Here is a 22,490-nt window from a genome sequence, read left to right on the forward strand (position 1 = left end):
GAGTGTAGCGTTTGGATGGCTGAACCGGCAAAGACTGCGTTGCGGCAATCAGGCCTGCGGGGGCTTGTCACGCTGTTTACGCATAGCCGTCACGTCGAGCATGGTCTCCGGCCGCGCGTTCGCCTTGATGCGCGCCTGCGCAAAACCAAGCACGGTGGCGATCGCACCGGCGATGCCGGCGAACAGCCAGCAGGCCATCGCGCCTGGGCCATGCCGAGTGAAGCAAAGCACCCACGACAACAGCGTCGCGAACAGCAATAGCCAGCGCATGACAGGCCTCTGCATTTCCCCCCGAAACGGTTCCATCCTACCGGCGTTTCCTGGGCTGAACTGCGATCCCCTCCACCGGCTGGCCCTCGCCACCCTGGGCGGGGCCACTCCTGGGTCGGGCTGCCCGTTCCGGCTGGCGCCTGAAAAAGCAATCCGACCCTGAGACTTCCAAGCTAAGGAAAGCGAGGCTAGAAAAGCTCGCCTTGGGGCGATGGTGCCCGACACGGATTGAACTTGGACGTATCCAGTGTTTCAGTCCATGCCTTATCGAGACCGGCCTTGCGCGCCGCGACCAGCACCCGCTTGTGGATGATGTCAGCAAAGACGCCTTGGCCATGCATGCGCGTGGCGAAATGGCTGTCGTAGTCTTTGCCGCCGTTCATTTGCTGGATCAAGCTCATGATGTGGGAGGCCCGATCGGGATAGTGTTGGTCCAGCCATTCGCGGAACAGTTGCTTGAGCTCGTGAGGCAGCCGAATACAGGTGTAGCCGACAGAGTGTGCACCGTTGGTCGCGGCCCGTTCAATGATTTCCTCCAGATCACGCTCATTGAGCGCTGGAATGATGGGGGCAACAAGCACGCCTACCGGTACGCCGGCATCGTGCAGGGTTCGCACCGTTTGCAGTCGCCGGTGCGGTGCGGAGGCGCGGGGTTCGAGCTTGGACGCCAGCCGATTGTCCAGTGAGTTGATGGAGATGAAAACGTGGACGAGACGACGCTGCGCCATGGACACGAGAAGATCCAGGTCGCGCTCGATCAGCGCATTCTTGGTCACGATCGTACATGGATGATTGCACTCGCCCAGCAGTTCCAGCGCGGCGCGCGTCAGTCGCCATGATTTCTCGATCGGCTGATAGACATCGGTATTGCTTCCGATGTTGATCGGAGAGCAGGTGTAGCCGGGCTTGGCCAGTTCCTTGCGCAGGACCTCGACAAGGTTGGTCTTGACCGACAGCTTGGTCTCGAAGTCCAGGCCTGGCGAGAGATTGAGATAGGCATGGGAAGGCCGTGCATAGCAGTACACGCACCCGTGCTCGCATCCTCTATAGGGATTGATGGCTTGCGAAAACCCGACATCCGGCGAGTCGTTCCGGCTGATCACGGAGCGCGCGATTTCCTCGCGCACCTCCGTCCCGGGGCGTTCGGCGGCCTCCTCCCTATACCACCCGTCGTCTTCTGCGACAGCCTGGGTGGATTCGAAACGGCCCTCCGGATTGCTGAGCGCACCGCGGCCCTTGAAGGCAGTAGGAGTGGGAAGCTTGGACATCTGCCTATGATGCGACCGCGCTGTCTCGTTGTGCGCGACACGCTCGGCGCATCGGCCGCTTTACAAGGCGACGTGGATAGAAGACCCAACAACTTGTCGCCTACGCAAGCACGATCCCCAGATGCCGCCGCCCAGGCGGTCTATTGAGGCGGCAGATACTCCCCAAACCAGTTCAGCGCCCGCTGCAGCACATCGCGCTGATTGACGGGGTTGTAGAAGTGATGCCCTTCGTTCGGATACACCACCAACGACGTGGGTACACCCAGTGTGTGCAAGGCATGCCAGTACTCGAACGATTGCGGTGCCGGGCATTCCGCGTCGCGTTCGCCTACCACGATCAACGTGGGTGTCTTCACTTGCTTGATGAAGTTGATCGCCGAACTCTTCGCGTAGACGGCCGGATCGCCGTACACGGAAGCGCCGAAGAACGGAATCATCCATTGGTCGATCAGATTTTGCCCGTAATAGCTCTGCCAGTTGGCGATGCCGGCGCCGGCGACCACGGCACGAAAACGCTGCGTTTGCGTGGGCGCGAACATGCTCATGAAACCGCCATAGCTCCAGCCGGTCAGCCCCAGGCGGTGGTCGTCGACCGGGACTTTCTTTTCCACCGCATCCACGCCGGCCAGCGTGTCGCGCAGGTCACCATAGCCGAAATCCTTGCGATTGGCCTGCACGAAAGCCTCGCCCTGTCCGTAGCTGCCACGCGGATTGGGCATGAACACGAAGTAGCCCAGGGCGGAAAACGGCACGGCGCCGTAACCAACCGAAGGCCAACGCTGCATCTCGGCACCGGAAGGGCCCCCATGCACGTTGACGATCATCGGATAGCGCTTGCTGGGATCGTAATGGGCCGGATACAAAAGCCAGCCTTGAACGTGGAAGCCATCGTTGTCCCATTCGACCGATTCGGTCTTGCCCCAACTCGGTTTCAGTTCCGCGTTGATGGCGGTGACAGTGCGTGGCATGGCATTGCCAACGGGGCCGGCATACACCTCCGGCGCCATCTCGAAAGAGGACTGTGCAAACGCTACCTGGCGATGATCGGCCGAGAACGAAAGTCCGAGTATCGCGCTGCCATCGCCGATATAACCCGGCGCTGTGAACAGCACACGTTGCTGCTGCGCCTGGTGGGCGTCCACCGAATACTCCGCCAACTGCGCCGTGCCATTGCTGATCTGATCGACCAGCAGCGATTGCGGCGACTGCCATGCAAACCACGAAGGCGTGACGTGAATGCCTGGCGTAAGCTGGACCGGACTGCCGCCGGAGGCTGAAACAGCATAGATATCGCCGCCCGTGAAGCCCTGGTCGCTCATCAGGCCGCCGATGAAGGCGATCCGCGAACCATCCGGCGACCAGCGCGGCACGGCCATCTGCAAACCGTGCAACGGGCCGCTCAGCGTGTTCGGGTCGACTATCGCGCTACGCGATGCGTTCGGCTGCGCGGCCTGGACATAAAGCTGGGAGATCCACCAGTTGTTGTCTCCTGGTGGCGGCGCGGCTACATAGGCAAGGCGCGCGCCATCCGGCGCCCAGGCGAATTCGTAGACATGGCTGTCGGCCGGCGTCACTTGCTGCAAGCTGCCGCCTTGTGCCGGCAAGGTTGCAATGCGTTGCACTTCGACGCCTTCCACGCCGATCTCGCCTATCGCCGGTTTGGCGGCTGCCAGTGCGCTGGCTTGGCGCGTGCCGCCTTCCACATACAGGAAGGCCAATGTCTTGCCGTCCGGCGACCAGGTCAGGGCTTGCACAAAACCGTTGAGGTTGGACAGGCGCGCAGGTTTGGCTGGCGCCTGCGCATCGAGCACATAAATGTCAGCCTGCTGGTGGTCGCCCGCACCGGTCTTGCCGCCGGCACAGTTGGAAAGAAAAGCCAGATGTCGCGAATCCGGCGCCCATGCCAGGCTGTTTTCGCTGCAGGTGCCCGGTTTCGTGGCCAGGCCGACACTGTGCGCATTCTTGCCATCCGCATCGGCCAGCATGATGCCCGGCTTGTCCTGGGTTTCCACCACCCAGGCAAGCTGATGCCCATCCGGTGACAGCGCCACTTCCCTGATCTGGCGTACTTTACCCAATTGTCCGAGCAGCGTTTCGATGCGCGGATCGGCGGCGCTATGGGTATCGGCCAGCAGCACGGCTGGAGCCAGCAAAGCCGCCAGCATGGGCAGCAACAGACGAGATGACTTGAACACGAGGCGTCCCCTAGACGCGGAAAGGCCCCAACGCTAGCAGCCGGGCCGTCCTGACCCATGTGCATGAAGGCACGGCCCGGGCCCGCCGGACTGTCTGCGTCATCTTCATCCCGTACAATCCGTGCCCATGAAAATCGCCTCATGGAACGTGAACTCGCTGAAGGTGCGCATTCCGCACCTCACCCAGTGGCTGGCCGACGCGCGCCCGGACGTGGTGGCGCTGCAGGAAACCAAGCTGGAAGATGCCAAGTTTCCGGTCGACGAGCTGGCCGCCGCCGGCTACCAGGCGGTCTACGCCGGGCAGAAAACCTACAACGGCGTGGCGATCCTGGCGCGTAGCGACCAGGGCTTGAGCTTCGCTGACGTGGTCACGGATATTCCGGGTCTGGACGACCCGCAGCGGCGCATACTGGCCGCCACGATCGGCAGCGTGCGCGTGGTCGATCTCTATGTGGTGAACGGCAAGGCGGTGGGCGATGAGAAGTACGCCTATAAGCTCCACTGGCTCGAACGCGTGCGGGATTTCCTCGCCGAAGAAATCCGCCGCCATCCGAGGCTGGTGGTACTGGGCGACTTCAACATCGCTCCTGATGACCGTGACGTCCACGACCCGGTTGCCTGGGGCGAAGACATCCTGTGTTCCCCGCCCGAGCGCGCGGCCTTGAAAGCCTTGACGGACATGGGCTTGCACGACAGCTTTCGGCTGTTTGAACAAGCGGGCGGCCATTTCAGCTGGTGGGACTACCGGCAGGGCGCGTTCCGGCGCAACAATGGCTTGCGCATCGACTTGATCCTGCTTGGCGATGCCCTGAAATCTTCGGCCAGGGCTGCCACTATCGACCGCGAACCGCGGCGCTGGGAAAGGCCCTCCGACCACACTCCAGTCATGGTAGAACTGGATATTGAATGATGATGAGCGATACCAAGACCAACTGGCCCAGTTCGCTGGACGATGGCGAACTAGACGAGCTCGACGCTTACCTGCGCGCGCACGCCCAGGAAAACGAAGGCCATCTGCTGCTCGATGGCGTGCATGGCCTGCTGAGCGCCCTGGCCGTGGGGCCCACCCAGGTGCTGCCCGAAGAGTGGCTGCCCGAAGTGCTGCACGAACCGTTTGTCGATGAAACCGAAGGCAATCGCGTGCTGGCGCTGCTGGCCAAACTGAACGATTCGATCAGCGCCGAGCTCGATGTGGATGCCTATGAACCGATTCTCGGCGAGGTCGATAGCGAAGCCGGTCCTGCGCTTTCGGCGGCCGGATGGTGCGAAGGCTTCAGTCGCGGCATCGATCTGCGCGCGTCGCTGTGGGAAAAGCGCCTGGCCGATGATCCGCCGTTGATGGAAATGCTCGGCCCGGTGATGGCCCTGGCCGTGGACGAAGGCATCCTGAGCGCCGAAGCCGAGTTCGAAAAGCTCACCGACGATGAATACGACGACTGCCTCGCGCAGCTGCCTGCAGTGCTGGCGGCGGTCAATCACTATTGGTTCGAACATCCCGCCACCGAAGCGGAAATCGATGCGCTGCATCAAGCGACCGAGGCCAGGACCGAGCAGCAGCCACCGCCGCGGCAGCGCAGCGGGCATTGGGTGCACTGAATGGTTTCGTAGGCCGGGATCACCATCCCGGCCTACGTCGCTACGTCCATTTCCCGAAACAGTCCGTTCTTTTCGCCCTACTTGGGCCTACACTCCGGCACGACCATCATGGGCGTCAGATTTTTCTGATGGGAGTACACCATGGCCGAACGCCGCATCCTTCGCCGCATCCGCGGCAGCGATACTTCCGACGGTGCGGGCGTGAAGCTCAAGCGCATCATCGGCCAGCCAGGGCTGGACATGCTCGATCCGTTCCTGCTGCTGGACGAATTCCGCTCGGATCAAGCGGGCGACTATCTCGCCGGTTTTCCGGAGCATCCGCATCGCGGCTTCGAAACCGTCACCTACATGCTGGCCGGCCATATGCAGCATGGCGACAACCACGGCAACCGGGGTGATCTCAGACCCGGCAGCGTGCAATGGATGACCGCCGGCCGCGGCATCCTGCATTCGGAAATGCCGCAGCAGGAAAACGGCCTGATGTGGGGTTTCCAGTTGTGGGTGAATCTGCCTGCCGCGCAAAAAATGACCGAGCCCCGCTACCAAGATATTGATCCGGAACACATTCCGGTTGTGAATCCGGTCGCCGGAGTGACGCTCAAGGTCATTGCCGGCCATTTCGGTGACGTAGCCGGTCCGGTGTCGGGAATTGTCACCGCTCCGGTGTATCTGGACATTGCCGTGGAAGCCGGCGCGGCCATCGACGTCCCATTACCGGAATCGCATCACGCTTTTGCCTATGTTTTCGACGGCAACGATGCCCAGGTGGCCGGCGAGAAGCTTGCTCGTAGCGAACTGGCAGTGCTGTCGCAGGGGAGCAACGTGCGTATTGCTGGCCGCGAAGGCCCCGCTCGTGTGCTTTTGGTGGCCGGTCAGCCCCTCAATGAACCGGTCGCGCGCTACGGTCCGTTCGTGATGAACACGCCGGAACAGATCCACGAGGCCATTGCCGACTTCCGCGCCGGCAAATTCTGAGAACTGCTCCACTCAAGCGAAAACATCGCCCCGCCGATAAGCCTATCGGCGGGGCGATTTGCGTTTCGGGGCACGGACGATGCATCAGCTTCCACGCCAGCAAGTTAAAGATTTGCTGACGAAAGGGGCTTGCGGGAACGGAATTCGCGGCGTTAAATTGACATTAATCCGGGTTTCGACATACGCCTGTAGAATGTCCTTCCGTAAAGTTTTTAGAAACCGTAGTTAACTAGTTGTTTTAAAAGACTATGACTATCATGACTTTCACCATCTTCGTGGTTCTCGCGCTGGCCGCCGTGGCGGTGAAGCGTGTCCCGGTCGGGCAAGTCCACAGTCTTTATCGCTACGGCAAGCCGGTGCGTCTGCTGCAGCCGGGTACCCACGTGGTGCTGCCCCTGCTCGACCGCGTCGGCCATCGGATCGATCTCGGTGGTCGCCTGCTGCGTTTCGATGCCTCCTTTGCCGAAGCCATCCCCGTGCAAGGCACGATCTACTGGCAGGTGCTGGAACCCGAGCGCGTCGATGCGGTGATCGAAACGGCCGATCAGCTCATCCGTAGCGGCGTGGAGCAGGCGCTGCAAACCGAAACAGAAGCCGGCCAGCAGCGCCGCGAAGTCGCTACCCGCCTCAAGAGCAACCTCAACCAGCAGCTGCGCGCGCGCGGCGTGATGGTCACCCGCGTGGAACTGGACGCGGCGGCCTAAGCTAAACCGATCCGGCCAGGTTGCCCAAGAAGCGCCGGCCCAGGGGAATCTGAAAGCTTGACCCGCTGCGGCGGGTCTTCTTTTATCCGAAATTCAAAGGGATACTGCGCGGCCTCCCCGCATCCCAAGGCATCGCGATGACCGACCGCTCCGCCCTGCAAATCCAGCTCGAACAGGGCATTGCCGCGCTAGGTTTGGCCCTGCCGGCCGATGCCGTGCCGCGCCTGCTCGACTACCTCGCCCTGCTGGAGCGCTGGAACGCGGCCTACAACCTCACCGCAATCCGCAATCCGGCCGAGATGGTGACGCGGCATCTGCTCGATTCCCTGGCCATCCTGCCCCACGTGCGGGGCGAAACCCTGGCCGACCTCGGTACCGGTCCTGGCCTGCCGGGAATTCCGCTGGCAATTGCCGCGCCGGGCCGGCAACTGCTATTGGTGGATTCGAACGGCAAGAAGGTGCGCTTTCTGCGCGAAGCCATTCGTGCGCTGAAATTGGAAGGCGTGCGCGCCCTGCAATCGCGCGTGGAAGAGGTGGAAGGCCGTTTCGATTGCATTACCGCGCGCGCCTTCGCCAGCCTGGCGGACATGCTGGCCTGGGGTGGACATCTGCTGGCGCCGGGCGGGGTGTGGCTGGCGATGAAGGGCAAGACGCCGGACGAAGAGCTTGCCGGCATTCCCCCTGCCTTTGCCCTGCGCGGCGTCCACGCGCTGACCGTACCGGGACTGGGGGCGGCGGAGCGTCATCTGGTCGTCCTGGAGCGTGCAAAAGCCTAAAGGAGCCTCTGAGCCCTTCCTACAGTGCGGTGACGGACACGCAGGAAGGGCTCAGAGGCTCCTTTCATCAGGCCTTGCCGCCCCCTTCCTGCTAATCTAGCCGTCCTTTTCGAACCCCATCCACGGTACCGGACGAGACATGGCCCGTATCATCGCTGTCGCCAACCAGAAAGGTGGCGTCGGCAAGACCACTACCGCTGTCAATCTCGCCGCGGCGCTCGCTGCGGCGAAGCGCAAAGTGCTGCTGGTCGATCTCGACCCGCAGGGCAACGCGACCATGGCATCGGGCGTGGACAAGCATGAAGCCTCGCCCAGCGGCTGCGAAGTGCTGCTGGCCGAAGCGGCGATCGAGCAGGCCATCGTCACCACCGAAGCGCATTACGACTTACTGCCGGGCAACGGCGATCTGACCGCCGCCGAGTTGAAGCTGATGGACGCGCTGGCGCGCGAGAACCGGCTCAAGGAGCAGCTGGCGAAAGTCGACGGCAAGTACGACATCGTCCTGATCGACTGCCCGCCCACCCTGCATCTGCTCACCGTCAACGCGCTTACTGCGGCAACCAGCCTGCTGATCCCGGTGCAGTGCGAATACTTTGCGCTGGAAGGTCTTTCCAGTTTGCTCGACACGGTCAAAGCCGTGCGCCAGCACCTGAATCCGCAGCTGGAAATCGAAGGCCTGCTGCGCACCATGTACGATGTGCGCAACAACCTCGGCAACGAAGTTTCCGCGCAGCTCACCCAGCATTTCGGCGATAAGGTGCTGCGTTCGATCATTCCGCGCAACGTGCGCCTCGCCGAGGCGCCCAGCCATGGCCAGCCGATCCATCTCTACGACCGCAGTTCGCGTGGTGCGATCGCCTACATCGGCCTGGCCGGCGAAATCATTCGTCGCGAACGCGGCTCGCAGGCGGCGGTGGCGGCACTGCACGCCATGCACGGCGACTCCCCCGAGGAGTCGGTCGAGGCCTCGGCCCACCTGGATCAGGAGTAACACGCAAGCATGTCTGCCGCGAAGAAACGTGGATTGGGGCGCGGGCTCGACGCCCTGCTTGGCGGCGGCGAGACCGGCGCACCCTCGGTGATCGAGCAGGAAGGCGAACTGCGCGCGCTGCCCATCCAGTACATCCAGCCCGGCAAATACCAGCCGCGCCGTCACTGGAACGACGAAGCGCTGGACGAACTGGCCGCCTCGATTCGCGCGCAGGGCCTGATCCAACCGGTGGTGGTGCGCGCGCTCGGCAAGAACAGCTACGAGCTGATCGCCGGCGAGCGTCGCTGGCGCGCTGCGCAACGGGCGCAGCTCAGCGAGATTCCCGCGCTGGTGAAGGACGTGCCCGAAGTCGCCGTGCCGGCGATGGCGCTGATCGAAAACATCCAGCGCCAGGACCTCACGCCGCTGGAAGAGGCCGACGCGATCAAGCGCCTGATCGACGATTTCGATCTCACGCACCAGCAGGCTGCCGACGCCGTGGGCCGTTCGCGCGCTGCAGTTTCCAACATGCTGCGCCTGATCGACCTGCCGGCGTCGATCAAGCGACTGCTGGACGACGGCAAGCTGGAAATGGGGCATGCCCGCTGCCTGCTCACCCTGCCCGAATACCAGGCCGAGTCGCTGGCATTGGAAGCGGCGCGCCACAGCTGGAGCGTGCGCGAACTCGAAGACGCCGCCCGCAAGGCGCAGACCGCGCCCAAGGGCAAGGCCAAGAGTGCGCCGGCGCGCGATCCGAACATCGACGCGCTGGAGCGCGAACTGGGCGAACGCTTTGCCACCAAGGTGGAAGTGGCGCACGGCCGCGGCGGCCGCGGCAAGCTGGTGATCCATTACCACAGCAATGACGAGCTGGATGGAATTCTTTCCAAAATCAAGCGAGAGGGGTGAGACGTAAGCACCGAGAGGAAGCCTGTTCATCGCCCCTCTCGCCGTTCTCTTTAGCTTTCCCTCAAAACCCGCTCCTCTTCAATCACTCCTGGTTTCAAGTCATGCCGCAACTTTCCGTCGTCGTGCCCGTCTTCAACGAACGCGACAACATTCCCCCTCTGCTGGCCGAAATCGCTGCTGCCTTGCGTGGCAAGGTGGATTTCGAGATCGTGTACGTCGACGACGATTCCAGCGACGACAGCCGCGCGATCCTGCAGGCGCAGAAGGCCAGCTACCCGGAGCTGCGCGTGCTGCACCACGTTACGCGCAGCGGCCAGAGCACGGCGGTATGGAACGGCGTGCATGCCGCGCATTCCCCGTGGGTGGCCACGCTCGACGGCGATGGCCAGAACGATCCGGCCGACATTCCCAAGCTGCTGGCGGCGCGCGATACGGCCGGGCGGAACGTAAAACTGCTCGCCGGCTGGCGTACTACGCGGCGCGACAGTTTCAATAAACGCATCTCCTCCAAGATCGCCAATGCCGTGCGCTCGCGCATGCTGCGCGATGCGACGCCGGACACGGGTTGCGGCCTGAAGCTGTTCGAGCGCGAGGTCTTCCTGCGCCTGCCGTACTTCGATCACATGCACCGCTACCTGCCGGCCCTGGTTAAGCGCGCCGGCTTCGACAGCCAGAGCGTGCCGGTCGGACATCGCCCGCGCACGGCCGGCAAATCCAAGTACGGCATGCTCGATCGCCTGTGGGTTGGCATTGCCGACCTGCGCGGCGTCGCCTGGCTGATGCGCCGGGCGAAGGTCACAAGAGTCCAAGAGCTTTAAGAACCGGATCACATTCTGGGAATAGCGCCGGCGTATGCTTGACTGACGTGGCACCCCTCGGGAGGGTATCCGTGAGCATCGCCGTCAAACGTGTCTATGAACCCATCGACAAGTCGGATGGTTATCGCGTGCTGGTGGACCGTATCTGGCCACGCGGCCTGAAAAAGGAAGACGCCGCGCTGGATTTATGGGCGAAGGAACTGGCTCCCAGCACGGCCCTGCGCAAGTGGTTCGGCCATGATCCGGCATGCTGGGAGTCCTTTCGCCATCGCTACGCCAGCGAGCTCGACTCGCACAAGTTGTTCTGGCAGAAGTTGGTGACGCGTGCGGAGCGCCATCAGGTGACCCTGCTGTTTGGCGCGAAGGATGAAGATCACAACCAGGCGGTGGCGCTGAAGATGTATCTGGACAATTGGATGAAAGTGAACGGACTGCGCTGATGCATGTTGAGGGTCTGTACCCCACCTACCGCGGCGGCGGACGCCACGCCTTCAAGGCCATGCGCATCCTGTCCCGCCCCAGTTCGATCAGCTCCCGCGCGCGATAGAACTCATACGCGCTCGACACATTGCGCGCCAGCTGCACCACCAGATCCGGCTGGTACGCCGCCAGTCGCAGGCGCGACAGATTGGCCTGCATCAGGTCCATCGATTGCCCGAGCAGTTCCAGCGCGCCCGGCTCGCGTGGCTTGCCCGATTCCGTCGCCTTCGGGTCGGCAGAGGGCCGCAACCGCTCCCACAGGCGGCCGATGCCGCCCTTGGGTTTGCCGTTGCCGGCGGAATTCTCCAGCGGCAACGTCGCGTCGGCCGGCCCGTCGATGCTTACCGCCATCAGGTAATCGGCCGGCTTGCCGATCAGCGGCGTGACCGGCACCGGATTGAGCAGGGCGCCGTCCACCAGCAGGCGTCCGTCGACGGTATGCGGGCGGAACAGCGTGGGAATGGCGATCGACGCACGCACCGCATCGAACAGCGAACCTCGTGCCAGCCACACTTCGCGCTCGCGTTCGAGATCGGTGGCGACCGCGGTAAAGGCGATCGGCAAATCTTCAATGCGCACATCGCCGATCAGCTCGAGCATGGTGCCGATGATTTTCTCGCCCTTGATCAGGCCGCCGCCGGCAAAAGAAAACGACCAGTCCACCAGCTTCAGCACATCGAACTTGTCCAGCGTGCAAACCCAGTCGCGATAGATGTCCAGCTTGCCGGCCGCATGGATGCCGCCGATCATTGCGCCCATCGAGCAGCCGGCGATGGCGACGATGTTGAAGCCCTGCGCCTGAAGTTCCTCGATGGCGCCGATATGCGCCAGGCCTTTTGCGCCCCCCGCACCCAGCGCCAGGGCGACGCTAGGCTTGCGCGGAGTGTCGTTGTTGCCGGCGGGCGGTCGGATCTCGGTGGACGGCATGACTGGCGCGATATCGAAGTATCGATTTATTGGTAGCCGGTCAGCGCGAGCTGCAGCATGATCTTCATTTCCTCGCGCAAAGGCAGCGGCGCGGCGATCTCCGCATCCGGTCCGTATTTCAAGACATCCATCAGCAACTCGCGCGAATTGGAATAAGGCAGCTGCAGCTCGTAGCGCCCATCCGGCAGCCACGTACCCTTCTGCTGCGAATGCCAATGCTCGTCGGCCACCCAGCGCGCGGCGTGCGCCGAAAAGCGAATGGTGGCCCAGGCTTTCGGCTTGCCGGCGAAGATGCCATAGCTGGAAGCGAGCAGATCGTTGAGCTCGTTTTCGGCGACGTTGTTGGCGCCTCCTTCCAGCGCATGCGGATCGGCTATGCGATCCACCGCGAAGCTGCGCAACGCCTCCCGGTCGTGATCCCAGGCGTCCAGATACCAGTTGTCGCGATAGTGCGTCAGCCGCTGCGGCGATACCGTGCGCTTGCTTTCGTTGTTGGTGGTGCGCGCGCGATAGAGGAAACGCAGCTGCTTGCGGTCCAGCACCGCGCCGGCAGTGATGCGGAACACCTGCTGGTCCAGCTTGCGTTCGCCCCAGGGAATCACACGGATGCGCTCCACCGGCAAGGCCTTGCCGCTGGCGCGATCGGACAGCAGATGCTCGATGCGCGCCTTGAACGGCGCCAGTGCGCCGGCCAGCACGCCCGGCCCGCTGCGGCCGATCAACTCGTTCAAGGCCAGCAAGGCCGCCAGCTCATCCGAGGTGAGCCACAAGCCCGGCAGTTCGAACCGCTGGCCTTCGGTGGCTTCATAGCGGAACGCGGCATGTTCGCCGCCCGCACTCTCGATCGGGGCGCCCAGTGCGTCGCGCAGGAAGGCGATATCCCGGTAAAGGGTGGCGCGCGAGCATTCAAGCTCGTCCATCAGCCGGGGCAGCGGCACCGGGTAATGGGCCGATTTCAACAGACGGTGCAGGGTGAGAATGCGCTCGTAGCGATCCATGTCGACATTCAGCAGGGGGTTTTGTGTAGCATGGAGATGCTACGTGACGCCCGCAAGCGTCAGGGAGCTCCGAACTGTTCCTACGTCGCCGGAAGGACGGGCACGTAGGAAGAGATCAAAGGCTCCGCAAGGACTTTCCCCGGTCCACATGGTTACGCCCCCCAATCCAACGCAATCGGTCAACGGCGACCCGATGCCTCCACCAGTGGGGCTGGCGCCCATGCTTCTGGAGGTCCTGGCCTTATGTGGCTATGGCCTGTGGATGCTGCTCGGCCTGTCGCTGGCCCTCGGCATGTACAGCCCCGGGCGCGGCGAGGCCTTGGTACCGCTGGCGTTGGGCTGTGTCTTCGTCAGTGCCGGCCTGCTCGCCGCCTGCCTGCGCCTGCGTGCATTCTCCGAATGGCATGGCTGGCGGATCGCCCAGACGCAGCGGCCGACCCGCGAGGCCTTGCTGGCCCTGGCAACCTACCTGCCCATGCTCGGCCTGGCCGGCCTGGCACGGGGAAACGAGGCATTCTGGGCCACCCGCGCGGTCAGCGTGGTGCTGGCGCTAGGCAGCCTGGGCTGCCTGATCACCAGCGCCTACGGCTATCGCACGCGCCGCCTGGCCGACCAGGCTGGCGTGGCCGCCCAGCTGCCCATCAGCCGTGTGCTTTCGGCCTGCTACGGGGGCGGCTTGTGGCTGTGGGTCTGCCTGGTCTTCCAGGCGGATCTGCCGATCGACCGGGAAGATGCCTGGCCGTGGGTGATCAGCCTGCTGCTCCTGGCCATGCTGCTGGGCCTGGTCGATGGCGTGGGCTGGCAGTCGCTGCGCGGATCCGGTCTTGGCGAATGGCGACAACGACCGCAGCCAGGCTTGCAATGGCGGCGCTTCCTGGCCGCTGCCCTCATCTGCGCCATCCCCTGCCTCAGCCTTCTGCTGGTTTCCGTCATACCGGCGGGTCGCTGGCTGGCGCCGTTTGCGGCGGCTGCCTACATCGTTGGCAAGAGCCTGGAGCTATGGCTCTACGACTTTGCCTTGCGCCGCTTTGCCCTGTCGCACCCTTAAGCACGCGCCGGGTTTGTCATGACCCGGCCACTAAGATCGCTCTAAATGTTCACCAAAGATTCAAGCCGGGCGGCTAAAGTGGCCTGTCCCCCAACAGCTTTTTAACATTGAACGATCCAGTGATGAAAAACCTGCTGATCACCGGCTTGGCGCTCGCGACCCTGGCCACTTTCACCGCCCAGGCGCAGGACGCGTCCTCCGGCACCCAAACCAGTACCTGGACCGGCTCCGGCGAACTGGGTTTTGCCTCCACCACCGGCAACTCCCGTTCGCAGAACGTGAACGCGAAGCTGAATCTGAACCAGGAAACCGACCAGTGGAAGAACAGCTTCTTCGCCGACTGGCTGCGTTCCAAGGGGCAGGTCACGGTCACCAATGCGCAGGGCCAGGCGGTCAAGCAATTCGACACCACGGCCAACCGCTACGACCTCGGCGCCTCGGCCGGCTACAAGCTCGATCCGCGCAGCTACATCGTGGCCGCCGGCCGCTATGACCATGACGATTTCGCCGCCTACCGCTGGCAGGGCACGGTCTCGCTCGGCTACGGCTACATGGCGCTGAAAACCGCGCGCACCCAGCTGTCCTTCGAAATCGGCCCCGGTTACACCGAATACCAGCCGGCCACCGGCACGCGGATCGTCAATGGCGTCGAGGTGCCGTTCAAGGAACCGCGCCAGGGCCAGGCGGTGGCGCGCGGATTGGCGAACTACAAATACCGCCTCACCGACAACACTTCGCTCGACGACACCTTCCTGATGGAAGCGGGCAACAAGAACACCTATCTGCAGAACGACATGGGCCTGGCCGTCAGCATGACCAAGAAGCTCTCGCTCAAGCTGGGATTCCAAGTGCGCCACAACAGCGACGTGCTGCCCGGCATCCGCCACACCGATACGCTGACGACGACCAATATCGTCTACAACCTCTGATCGCGTGCTGCGGTTCCGCCGCTTCTCTCACCCCTCCGTGTGCAAGCACGGAGGGGTTTTTGCATCCCTAGGGATGCTCTGATCTATTCCACGTACCCGTCACCACACTGTATGCGCGTTTCGCTGCGACCCAGGGGCGAAGGCAGACTGGCTGTCTGTCTAGGCGCTGGGTCGCAGCGAAACGCGCATACAGTGCGGCCCCAACCTTTTAAATTTAAATGACGGGGTGACGTCCAGAAGGCCCGCAGGCTGTGCCCCGCGGCTTGAACAGACGGCCAGTCTGTCCTGTGCCACGCGACACACCCTGCGGGCCTTCTGGACGTCATGCCGGGTGCGTGGAATAGATCAGAGCATCCCTAGGTGTCCCTCGACGTGATGCTGGGCAATACCGCACATGGTTGTCAGCCTTGAACTACCTGCTTCCAGGCCGATAGCCGCTACATCGTCACCGCCACATCCCGAACACTCCCGGCTCATCAATTTTTTGTGAAGCGGTGCAGTCGCGATGCGACACGCACGGGCGTAGAGGGAGTAGTGCAGGTGTACGTGAAACATAAGACTCGAGTGGCATCGGCGATCGCGGTGGCGCTGATGGCCGGCATGTTGCAGGCGCAGGCGCAGGACGCCTCACAGGGACAGGGCAGCGCAGCGACAACCAAGCAGCTGCAAGCGATCACCGTCACCGGCTCGCGCATCCGCAGCGTGGACCTGGAAACGGCCCAGCCCGTCTTCAGCATCAACCACGACGAAATCCAGAAGCAGGGTTTCACCAATGTGGGCGACATCCTGTCGCACATTTCCGCGGTCGGCGCGCCCGGGTATTCCAAGTCGGCGGCGCTTGTGTCCAATACCTATGCCGGCGGTTCGTACATTGAATTGCGCGGCCTGGGTTTTGCCCGCACCCTGGTGCTGGTGGATGGTCGACGCTGGGGTACCAATGCGGATGGTTTCACCGACCTGGATACCATTCCATCCTCCATCATCGAACGCATCGACGTGCTGAAGGACGGTGCATCGGCCATCTATGGCTCGGATGCCATTGCGGGCGTCGTCAACATCATCACGCGTTCGAACTTCCATGGCGTGGAAGTGAACGCCTACGCCGGACAATTCGCCGGGCACAACGACAACACCACCCAGCAATACGACATTACCGTAGGCAATCGCGTCGGCAAATTTTCCTATATCGCCAATGCCACCTACAGCAAGGAAGATCCCATCTGGGCCAAGGATCGCGATTACTCCCGCTACCCGCGTGGACCGTATTATCCGAACTCCGGGCTATCCCCGTTCGGTCCCGGCGGTTTGATCACCGACAGCAAGGGCGACATGTACAAGTTGAATGCAGGCGGCAACCCGCTCAACTTCGCTGACTATCATGCCTACGATCTGGCCAAGGACAACTACAACGCCGATCAGCAGATGACGTTGATGCCCGGCTCCGAGCGCAAGTCGCTGTTCGGCAAGGCGCGCTATGAAATCACCGACAATGTCAGCGGGTTCATGGACGTCAACTTGATGCAACGCATCTCGACGGTCCAGATTTCAGGTTATCCGCTGGGGAACGGGCTGTCGCTGGACAAGGACAGCTATTACAACCCGCTGGGCAGCCAGCATGGCTACGCCGACCCGCAAGACATCCACTTCATGCGACGCATGGGGGAAATCCCGCGCCTGACCAAGAACACCAACAACACCTATCGCATCGGCACCGGCTTGGAAGGTGTGTTCGACGTAGGCTCCCGTCATTTCAATTGGGATGTCAGCGCCTACATGAACAAGAACCAGGGCGAGATCTACGGCACCGGCAACTACAGCATCCCCAACCTCAAGAACGCCTTGGGGCCTTCTTTCCTGGACCAGGATGGCAAGGTGAAATGCGGTACGCCGGGTCACGCGATGGCCGGTTGCGTACCCATGAACATTCTTGGCAATCCGGGCGACATCACGCCGGACATGCTCGACTATGCCAGTGTGCTCACCAACGCCAGGTATGGCACGCAAACCACGGGCTTTGCGGCAAACCTCGGCGGCGATGTCGTCGAACTGCCTGCGGGCACCATGCAATTTGCCACCGGCCTGGAACATCGCCGTGAATCAGGTTACTACCGCCCCGATAGCTTCTCGGCCACGGGCAACTCCACCGACCTGTCCAACGAGCCATTCTCCGGCAGCTACCAGGTCGATGAAGCGTATGCGGAGTTGAACGTACCTGTGCTGGCCAACCTGCCAGGTGCGCAACGGCTCAGCGTGGATCTGGCGACACGCTTCTCCCACTACAGCACGTTTGGCAACACCACCAACAGCAAATTCGGCCTGGAATGGAAGCCGGTCGACGACCTGCTGGTGCGTGGAAGCATCGGTCAAGGATTCCGATCACCCACCATCTCCGACCTGTATGGCGGGCAGTCGGCGACCTTTGATTACTACAGTGATCCCTGCGACGTGAAGACCGGCGCGGTGGCTACTGGCAACCCCACGGCCATAGCCAACTGCAAAGCGGCGGGCGTCGGGCCGAACTTCCGCCAGACGGATGCATCGGGAAAGCCCGTAGGCGGGCCCAATCAATCCGCCACGGAATTCACTGCCGGTTCCAATCCGAACCTCCAGCCGGAAACCTCGCTGAGCAAAACCTTGGGACTGGTGTATAGCCCCAGCTATGTGCGCGGGCTCAACATCTCGCTCGATTGGTACAGCGTTCGCATCAACAACCTCATCAGCGCCATCAGTTCGGACGATGTACTCGACGACTGCTATCTACGCGGCATCCAATCGGCCTGTGGGCAGTTCTCACGCGACCCCAAAACGCAGCAGGTGATCGGCCTCGTTCACACCCTCACCAACCGCGGCAAGCTGGAAACCGAGGGCTACGATCTAGGCGTCAGCTATGGCTTTGGCACGCCGATCGGCAACTTCGTCTTCAGAACGGACGCCAACTACGTCAGCAAATTCAACCTCGACCAGGGCGACGGCCATCCGATCCAGTATCAAAACGGGATGTATCCCAACTGGCGCATGCGCAACAACAGTTCGCTGGACTGGAGTCATGGCGACTTTGCCGCAACTTGGACGATCCGCTACTACTCCGGGTTGAAGGAAAGCTGCGTGGGCTACATCCTCGACACACAGGCATGCAACCTGCCGGACTACCAATCGCCGGGCGTCGGCATCACGCCAATGCGCAGGGTAGGTGCTGTTGCATTCAACGACCTGCAGGTGCGTTGGACGGCGCCTTGGAAAGGCACCATCGCCCTGGGCGTGAACAATGTTTTTGACCGGATGGGACCGTTGTTCTATGACGCGCCCAACAACAACAGCGCGTATGTCTACAACCCGTCCTATGATTACGGGCGCTTCGTCTATCTACGCTACAACCAGAAGTTCGATCTCTAAGGACCATACGATGGTCATCCCAGCGGCTGCGCTACGGTTTAAGCAGCGCAGCCGCTCCTTGTGCAAACAGCGCCTGCGCCACTTCATTGCCCAATCCTGCCGGATCGTCGCTGGTGCCTACAGCCTCGGCCAACAACAATTGTCCGCTCGACACGTCACCCACCATGCCGCGCAGGTGCAATCCTCGTTCGGTCACGGTGCACCATGCACCCACCGGCACCGTACAGCTTCCGCCCAGGGCCTGATTCATCGTCCGCTCGGCGGTCACCGCCAGCCGCGTCTCGGCATCGTCCAGCACGGCGAGTGCTTCGAGTACATCGGCTTGATCCGCGCGCGCCTCGATCGCGATGGCCGCCTGGCCGGGTGCGGGCAGCCAATTGGGCGCGCCCATCCGGCTGCGGATACGATCGTGCAGGCCAAGCCGTTCCAGGCCGGCGCAGGCGAGAATGATGGCGTCATACTGGCCGTCGTCCAGCTTCTTCAGACGCGTGCCGACATTGCCGCGCAGATCGAGCAGGGCCAGATCGGGCCGCACTGCACGCAATTGGGCTTGCCGGCGCAAGGACGAAGTGCCGACACGCGCACCCTGCGGCAGGGCCAGCACGTCGGCGTAATGATTGCTAACAAAGGCATCGGCGGCGTCCGCGCGAGGCAGTATGGCGGGCAGAGTGAAGCCGGCTTCCAGCTCGGCGGGGACGTCCTTAAGCGAATGCACCGCCAGTTCCGCGCGGCCTTCCAGCATGGCGACTTCCAATTCCTTCAGGAACAGTCCCTTGCCGCCTAGGGTCGCCAGCGGCTGGTCCACGATCTCGTCGCCGCGCGTGCTCAAGGGCACCAGTTCCACGCGCAGGCCCGGATGCGCCGCGCGCAGCAGGCCTGCCACGTGCTCGGCCTGCCATAAGGCAAGCGCGCTCTTGCGGGTGGCGATGCGCAACAGGGAAGGCGACATGACGGCTCCGGAGACGGCGGCAGCCGTTATTGTCGCGCACTCCTTAGCCCACGCGCAGCAGCTTGCGCAGCGCCGGCAGATTGCGGCGGCTGACTTCCGGGCTGAAATCAGTACCTGCAAGGCGCGCCAGCACGCGCCCGTCGGCCAGCGTCTTCAAGCCGATCAGCCGATTCGCCGGCACCAGGCAATTGCGGTGCAGGCGAATCAGGTGCTCCGGATAGGTTTCCTCGAGCTGGCGCAGCGAATCATCCAGCAGCAACTGATCGCCTGCGCGATGCGCCACCACGTATTTCTCTTCCGCCAGCAGGCAGATCACTTCATCCAGGGCAATGCGGATGGGCTCGCCGCGCACGCGTGCATGCAGCCAGCCCAGCGGTTCGCGTGCCTGCGAGTCGAGCCGCTGGCGCACGCGCCGGAGCGCATCGCGCAGCCGCTCCACGCGCACCGGCTTCAGCAAATAGTCGGCGGCACCCAATTCGAACGCATGCACGGCATGCGCTTCATAGGCCGTGCAAAACACCACCTGCGGGCGCGTGCGATGGGCCAACTGAGCGGCCAGCTGCTTGCCGTTCAGGCCGGGCATATTGATATCCAGCAGCAGCAAATCCGGCTGCTGTTCGGAAATCGCGGCCAAGGCGGCCTCGCCGTCGCTTACGCTGCCGATGACCTCCACGTCCGCGCATTCCTTCAGCAGGGCATCCAGGCGCGCCCGTGCCAGGGGTTCGTCGTCAACGATCAGTACGCGCATGACGCATCTCGATGGGCAGGTGCAGCTTCACCACGAACCGGCTTCCCTGCGGGCCGGCCTCCATGCTCGCCCTTGGCCCGAAATGATAGGTCACGCGTTGGCGCACGTTGTTCAGGCCGTGCCCGCTGCCGCCGGCCGTGGGGCTTTCGGCCAAGGGATTGTCGATCTCGATCCGCATCATGGCGCCTTCGCGTGTGCCGCGCAGTATCACCTCGCCGCCTTCGCGCAGTGGCTGCACGCCGTGACGCACTGCATTCTCGACCAGCGGCTGCAGCAGCAGGACGGGCATCGACGCATCCTGGGGCAGCTGATCGATTTCCCTTCTCACACGCAGCCGTTCGCCCAGCCGTAACTGCTCGATGTCCAGATAGCGGTCGACCAGCTTCAGCTCTTCGCCCAGCGTGCCGCTATGCGCATCGTCCTGTCCCAGGGCCGCCCGGAACAGCTCGGAAAGATCCTCCACCGTTCGCTCGGCCGCTTCCGGATCCACGCGCACCAGGGCCGCCACCGTGTTCATGCTGTTGAACAGAAAGTGGGGGCGAATGCGTGCCTGCAATGCCTCGACCTTGGCATGCGCTACCGCCGCCAGGCGCGCCTGCCATTCGGCCAGCACGTAGAAATAGCGCAGCATGGCCGCGCCGAGCAGGGCGGCGATCAGGGCGTTGTCACGCACGAAGGTACTGGAGCCGTCAGGGACAAGCTGCATCTGCAGCATGTGGTCCATCCATTGCGCCAGCAGGCTGCCCAGCACCACCAGCGACACCATCACCAGCCACACGCCGGCATAGGGCAGCAGGCCCGGCAGGCGCAGCAGCCATGGACGCAGCTTGCACAGCGCCACGCCGGTAACCATCGCCACCCATTCCACGAATAGCATGCCCACGCTGTAGCCGCGCCAGCCGCGCGTGCTCTGCGGTGCGAGCCATGCCAGGGTTACGCATAGCGCGCCTACCACCAGCAGGGCCGAGATCACCGGCAGGCTGCAAAAGTCCGGCAGCGGGCCGCGCGGCGCTGAAGAAGGTTTGGTAGTGGTCCCCGGCATGCACGCAAGTATGCCCGCTGCCGAGCCTAAGGAAACGTTGAATGGGTTCAGAGTTTCCGCGGGCCAGGGACGGCCCGCCGCAAATCAGGCGCGTAAGCGCTTGATTTGACCATCCCTAATCATCAGCGCAAGCGCTCGCCGATCCAGCGGCGCAGGTCGGCGATTTCCTCCGGATGCACCGCGTGCGGCATCGGGTAGGTATGCCAGTCCACCTTGTAGCCCAGTGCTTCCAACGTGGCACGCGAATTGGTGCCCCGCTGCAGCACCACCACCGGATCGAAGTTGCCATGCCCCCAGAAAATCGGCACGCCGGCGTTGGCCGCGCTGCGTTCCCCGGCCAGCGTATGGGCGATGGGCAGATAGGTGGACAGCGCGACGATGCCCGCCAGCTTTTGCGGGTGCCGCAAGCCTGCCGCCAGGGCGATCGCGCCACCCTGCGAGAACCCCGCCAGCAGAATGCGCTCGCTGGATACGCCGCGCGCATGCTCGCGGGCGATCAGTGCCTCCACCTGCGTGATCGCCTCGCGTGTGCCCTGCTCATCCTGCGGTGCTCCCGGCTCGAAGCTATAGATGTCGTACCAGGCGCGCATCGCCATGCCGTTGTTGATCGTCACCGGCCGCACCGGCGCATGCGGGAAGACGAAGCGCAGCGCCGGCCAGTCCGGCGACACCAGTTCCGGCACGATCGGCGCGAAGTCATGGCCGTCGGCCCCCAGGCCATGCAGCCAAATGATGCTGTACAGGGGGTTGGCGGCGGTTTCGTTTTCGACGGCGGGAAGCAAGGTCATAGCGCATCAATACAAAGCTGGGCAAGGCAGCATCGTAGCAGCAGTCGTGCAGTCCCCTACGCCGCCGCGCCTTGCGCCAACAAGGCCAACGCCCGCTGATGGGAAGCGTGAATGGTGTCGCGCTCCGGCACGCGGCCGGTGGCGATGCACTCCAGCCATTCGTCCGTGCTCAACACTGCGGCGTAGCGCGACTGCTGTACCACGCTGTAGACACGATGGATCTCTTCGGCGCTCGCAAACCCGGCACGGTTGGCATACGGCACCGTACCGGATGCATCGTGCAGAAATTCCACCTGCATACCGCGATCGAACGCATGCTTGATGGTGGTGTCGTCACAGTTGTGGGTCATGTAGCCCACCACTGCCAACGTGTCGATTTGCTGCGAGGCCAGCCATTGGGCCAGGTCGGTACCGGCGAAAGCGCTGGGCAGCAGCTTGGTCTGATAGTGATCGTGCGGACGCTTGGCCACGGTTTCGTGCAATTCCCAGCCCGGCGTGCCGATCGCGAACAGCGGCGCATCCGCCGGCGCATTTTGCTGAATCACGATGACCGGAATGCCGGCGGCGTGCGCACCGTCCATCGCGCGGCCGATATGGTGCAGCGAGGTACCCACCGGCGGGTACTGGATCTTGAGGTCGCCAGTGACGTATTCGTTCTGGACATCGATGACGACGAGGGCGCGGCGAGGAGTCTGGTGCATGACGGC

General features: G+C 63.1%; 22 protein-coding genes. 12 read left to right on the forward strand and 10 right to left on the reverse strand.

All coding sequences use genetic code 11. From position 1 onward, the window contains the following. Nucleotides 1-48: 48 nt before the first annotated feature. The 3 genes from EKH80_RS11650 to EKH80_RS11660 all read right to left on the reverse strand — a co-directional run bounded on the left by EKH80_RS11650 (nucleotide 49) and on the right by EKH80_RS11660 (nucleotide 3,733). Nucleotides 49-270, reverse strand: a complete 222-nt coding sequence (locus EKH80_RS11650) for a hypothetical protein (protein WP_126684926.1) — start codon at nucleotides 268-270, stop codon at nucleotides 49-51. A 188-nt stretch (nucleotides 271-458) separates the two neighbouring features. Continuing rightward, nucleotides 459-1,538 carry a PA0069 family radical SAM protein gene (locus tag EKH80_RS11655; protein WP_126684927.1) on the reverse strand — a complete coding sequence of 360 codons (1,080 nt, stop codon included), beginning with the start codon at nucleotides 1,536-1,538 and terminating at the stop codon, nucleotides 459-461. Nucleotides 1,539-1,678: 140 nt separating this feature from the next. Continuing rightward, nucleotides 1,679-3,733, reverse strand: a complete 2,055-nt coding sequence (locus EKH80_RS11660; protein ID WP_126684928.1) for a S9 family peptidase — start codon at nucleotides 3,731-3,733, stop codon at nucleotides 1,679-1,681. Nucleotides 3,734-3,860: 127 nt separating this feature from the next. Between EKH80_RS11660 and xth the strand changes: the two genes are divergently transcribed. The 9 genes from xth (at nucleotide 3,861) to EKH80_RS11705 (ending at nucleotide 10,921) form a co-directional block, all read left to right on the forward strand. Continuing rightward, entirely contained in the window at nucleotides 3,861-4,643 is a 783-nt protein-coding gene (xth, locus tag EKH80_RS11665; protein WP_126684929.1) for an exodeoxyribonuclease III, read from the forward strand. Between the two features lie 2 nt (nucleotides 4,644-4,645). Beyond that, nucleotides 4,646-5,329, forward strand: a complete 684-nt coding sequence (locus EKH80_RS11670) for a YecA/YgfB family protein (protein ID WP_126684930.1) — start codon at nucleotides 4,646-4,648, stop codon at nucleotides 5,327-5,329. 141 nt (nucleotides 5,330-5,470) lie between these two features. Further along, complete coding sequence (locus EKH80_RS11675; protein ID WP_126684931.1) at nucleotides 5,471-6,304, forward strand: pirin family protein; 834 nt, start codon at nucleotides 5,471-5,473, stop codon at nucleotides 6,302-6,304. Between the two features lie 257 nt (nucleotides 6,305-6,561). After that, entirely contained in the window at nucleotides 6,562-7,008 is a 447-nt protein-coding gene (locus tag EKH80_RS11680; RefSeq protein WP_230473632.1) for an SPFH domain-containing protein, read from the forward strand. A 137-nt stretch (nucleotides 7,009-7,145) separates the two neighbouring features. Further along, nucleotides 7,146-7,784, forward strand: coding sequence for a 16S rRNA (guanine(527)-N(7))-methyltransferase RsmG (gene rsmG / locus EKH80_RS11685; protein ID WP_126684933.1), 639 nt, complete (start codon nucleotides 7,146-7,148; stop codon nucleotides 7,782-7,784). 139 nt (nucleotides 7,785-7,923) lie between these two features. After that, the gene (locus EKH80_RS11690) at nucleotides 7,924-8,775 is read left to right on the forward strand and encodes a ParA family protein (protein ID WP_126684934.1); all 852 of its coding nucleotides are present in this window, start codon (nucleotides 7,924-7,926) and stop codon (nucleotides 8,773-8,775) included. A gap of 9 nt (nucleotides 8,776-8,784) precedes the next feature. After that, nucleotides 8,785-9,663 (forward strand): ParB/RepB/Spo0J family partition protein, encoded by an 879-nt coding sequence (locus tag EKH80_RS11695; RefSeq protein ID WP_196240380.1) that lies wholly within the window; start codon nucleotides 8,785-8,787, stop codon nucleotides 9,661-9,663. Between the two features lie 101 nt (nucleotides 9,664-9,764). Continuing rightward, on the forward strand, nucleotides 9,765-10,481 hold the full coding sequence (locus EKH80_RS11700; protein ID WP_126684935.1) for a glycosyltransferase: 717 nt from the start codon (nucleotides 9,765-9,767) through the stop codon (nucleotides 10,479-10,481). Nucleotides 10,482-10,552: 71 nt separating this feature from the next. After that, nucleotides 10,553-10,921 (forward strand): DUF488 domain-containing protein, encoded by a 369-nt coding sequence (locus EKH80_RS11705; protein WP_126684936.1) that lies wholly within the window; start codon nucleotides 10,553-10,555, stop codon nucleotides 10,919-10,921. A gap of 25 nt (nucleotides 10,922-10,946) precedes the next feature. On the opposite strand, the gene EKH80_RS11710 is transcribed toward EKH80_RS11705, so the two are convergent. Together EKH80_RS11710 and EKH80_RS11715 are read right to left on the reverse strand one after the other, a co-directional pair. Beyond that, on the reverse strand, nucleotides 10,947-11,888 hold the full coding sequence (locus tag EKH80_RS11710) for a patatin-like phospholipase family protein (RefSeq protein WP_126684937.1): 942 nt from the start codon (nucleotides 11,886-11,888) through the stop codon (nucleotides 10,947-10,949). Nucleotides 11,889-11,914: 26 nt separating this feature from the next. Beyond that, nucleotides 11,915-12,886, reverse strand: coding sequence for a helix-turn-helix transcriptional regulator (locus tag EKH80_RS11715; RefSeq protein WP_126684938.1), 972 nt, complete (start codon nucleotides 12,884-12,886; stop codon nucleotides 11,915-11,917). 220 nt (nucleotides 12,887-13,106) lie between these two features. Here EKH80_RS11715 and EKH80_RS11720 point away from each other — a divergent pair, with 220 nt between their 5' ends. The 3 genes from EKH80_RS11720 to EKH80_RS11730 all read left to right on the forward strand — a co-directional run bounded on the left by EKH80_RS11720 (nucleotide 13,107) and on the right by EKH80_RS11730 (nucleotide 18,256). Continuing rightward, nucleotides 13,107-13,934, forward strand: coding sequence for a hypothetical protein (locus EKH80_RS11720; RefSeq protein ID WP_126684939.1), 828 nt, complete (start codon nucleotides 13,107-13,109; stop codon nucleotides 13,932-13,934). Between the two features lie 122 nt (nucleotides 13,935-14,056). Further along, a complete protein-coding gene (locus EKH80_RS11725; RefSeq protein ID WP_126684940.1) occupies nucleotides 14,057-14,863 on the forward strand; it encodes a DUF481 domain-containing protein in 807 nt (268 codons plus the stop codon). 546 nt (nucleotides 14,864-15,409) lie between these two features. Next, a complete protein-coding gene (locus tag EKH80_RS11730) occupies nucleotides 15,410-18,256 on the forward strand; it encodes a TonB-dependent receptor plug domain-containing protein (RefSeq protein WP_126684941.1) in 2,847 nt (948 codons plus the stop codon). A gap of 31 nt (nucleotides 18,257-18,287) precedes the next feature. Here the strand turns inward: EKH80_RS11730 and hemC are convergent, their stop codons facing one another. The 5 genes from hemC to EKH80_RS11755 all read right to left on the reverse strand — a co-directional run bounded on the left by hemC (nucleotide 18,288) and on the right by EKH80_RS11755 (nucleotide 22,484). Next, entirely contained in the window at nucleotides 18,288-19,205 is a 918-nt protein-coding gene (gene hemC / locus EKH80_RS11735; RefSeq protein ID WP_126684942.1) for a hydroxymethylbilane synthase, read from the reverse strand. A gap of 43 nt (nucleotides 19,206-19,248) precedes the next feature. Next, a complete protein-coding gene (locus tag EKH80_RS11740; protein WP_126684943.1) occupies nucleotides 19,249-19,953 on the reverse strand; it encodes a LytR/AlgR family response regulator transcription factor in 705 nt (234 codons plus the stop codon). Next, on the reverse strand, nucleotides 19,934-20,995 hold the full coding sequence (locus EKH80_RS11745) for a sensor histidine kinase (protein ID WP_126684944.1): 1,062 nt from the start codon (nucleotides 20,993-20,995) through the stop codon (nucleotides 19,934-19,936). Before EKH80_RS11745 ends, EKH80_RS11740 begins: the two co-directional genes overlap by 20 nt. Nucleotides 20,996-21,117: 122 nt before the next feature. Further along, a complete protein-coding gene (locus EKH80_RS11750; RefSeq protein WP_126684945.1) occupies nucleotides 21,118-21,783 on the reverse strand; it encodes an alpha/beta hydrolase in 666 nt (221 codons plus the stop codon). A gap of 56 nt (nucleotides 21,784-21,839) precedes the next feature. Further along, entirely contained in the window at nucleotides 21,840-22,484 is a 645-nt protein-coding gene (locus tag EKH80_RS11755; RefSeq protein WP_126684946.1) for a cysteine hydrolase family protein, read from the reverse strand. Nucleotides 22,485-22,490 lie beyond the last annotated feature (6 nt).

This window comes from Dyella choica, from assembly GCF_003977665.1.
In the GTDB taxonomy this organism is placed as follows: Bacteria; Pseudomonadota; Gammaproteobacteria; order Xanthomonadales; family Rhodanobacteraceae; genus Dyella_B; species Dyella_B choica.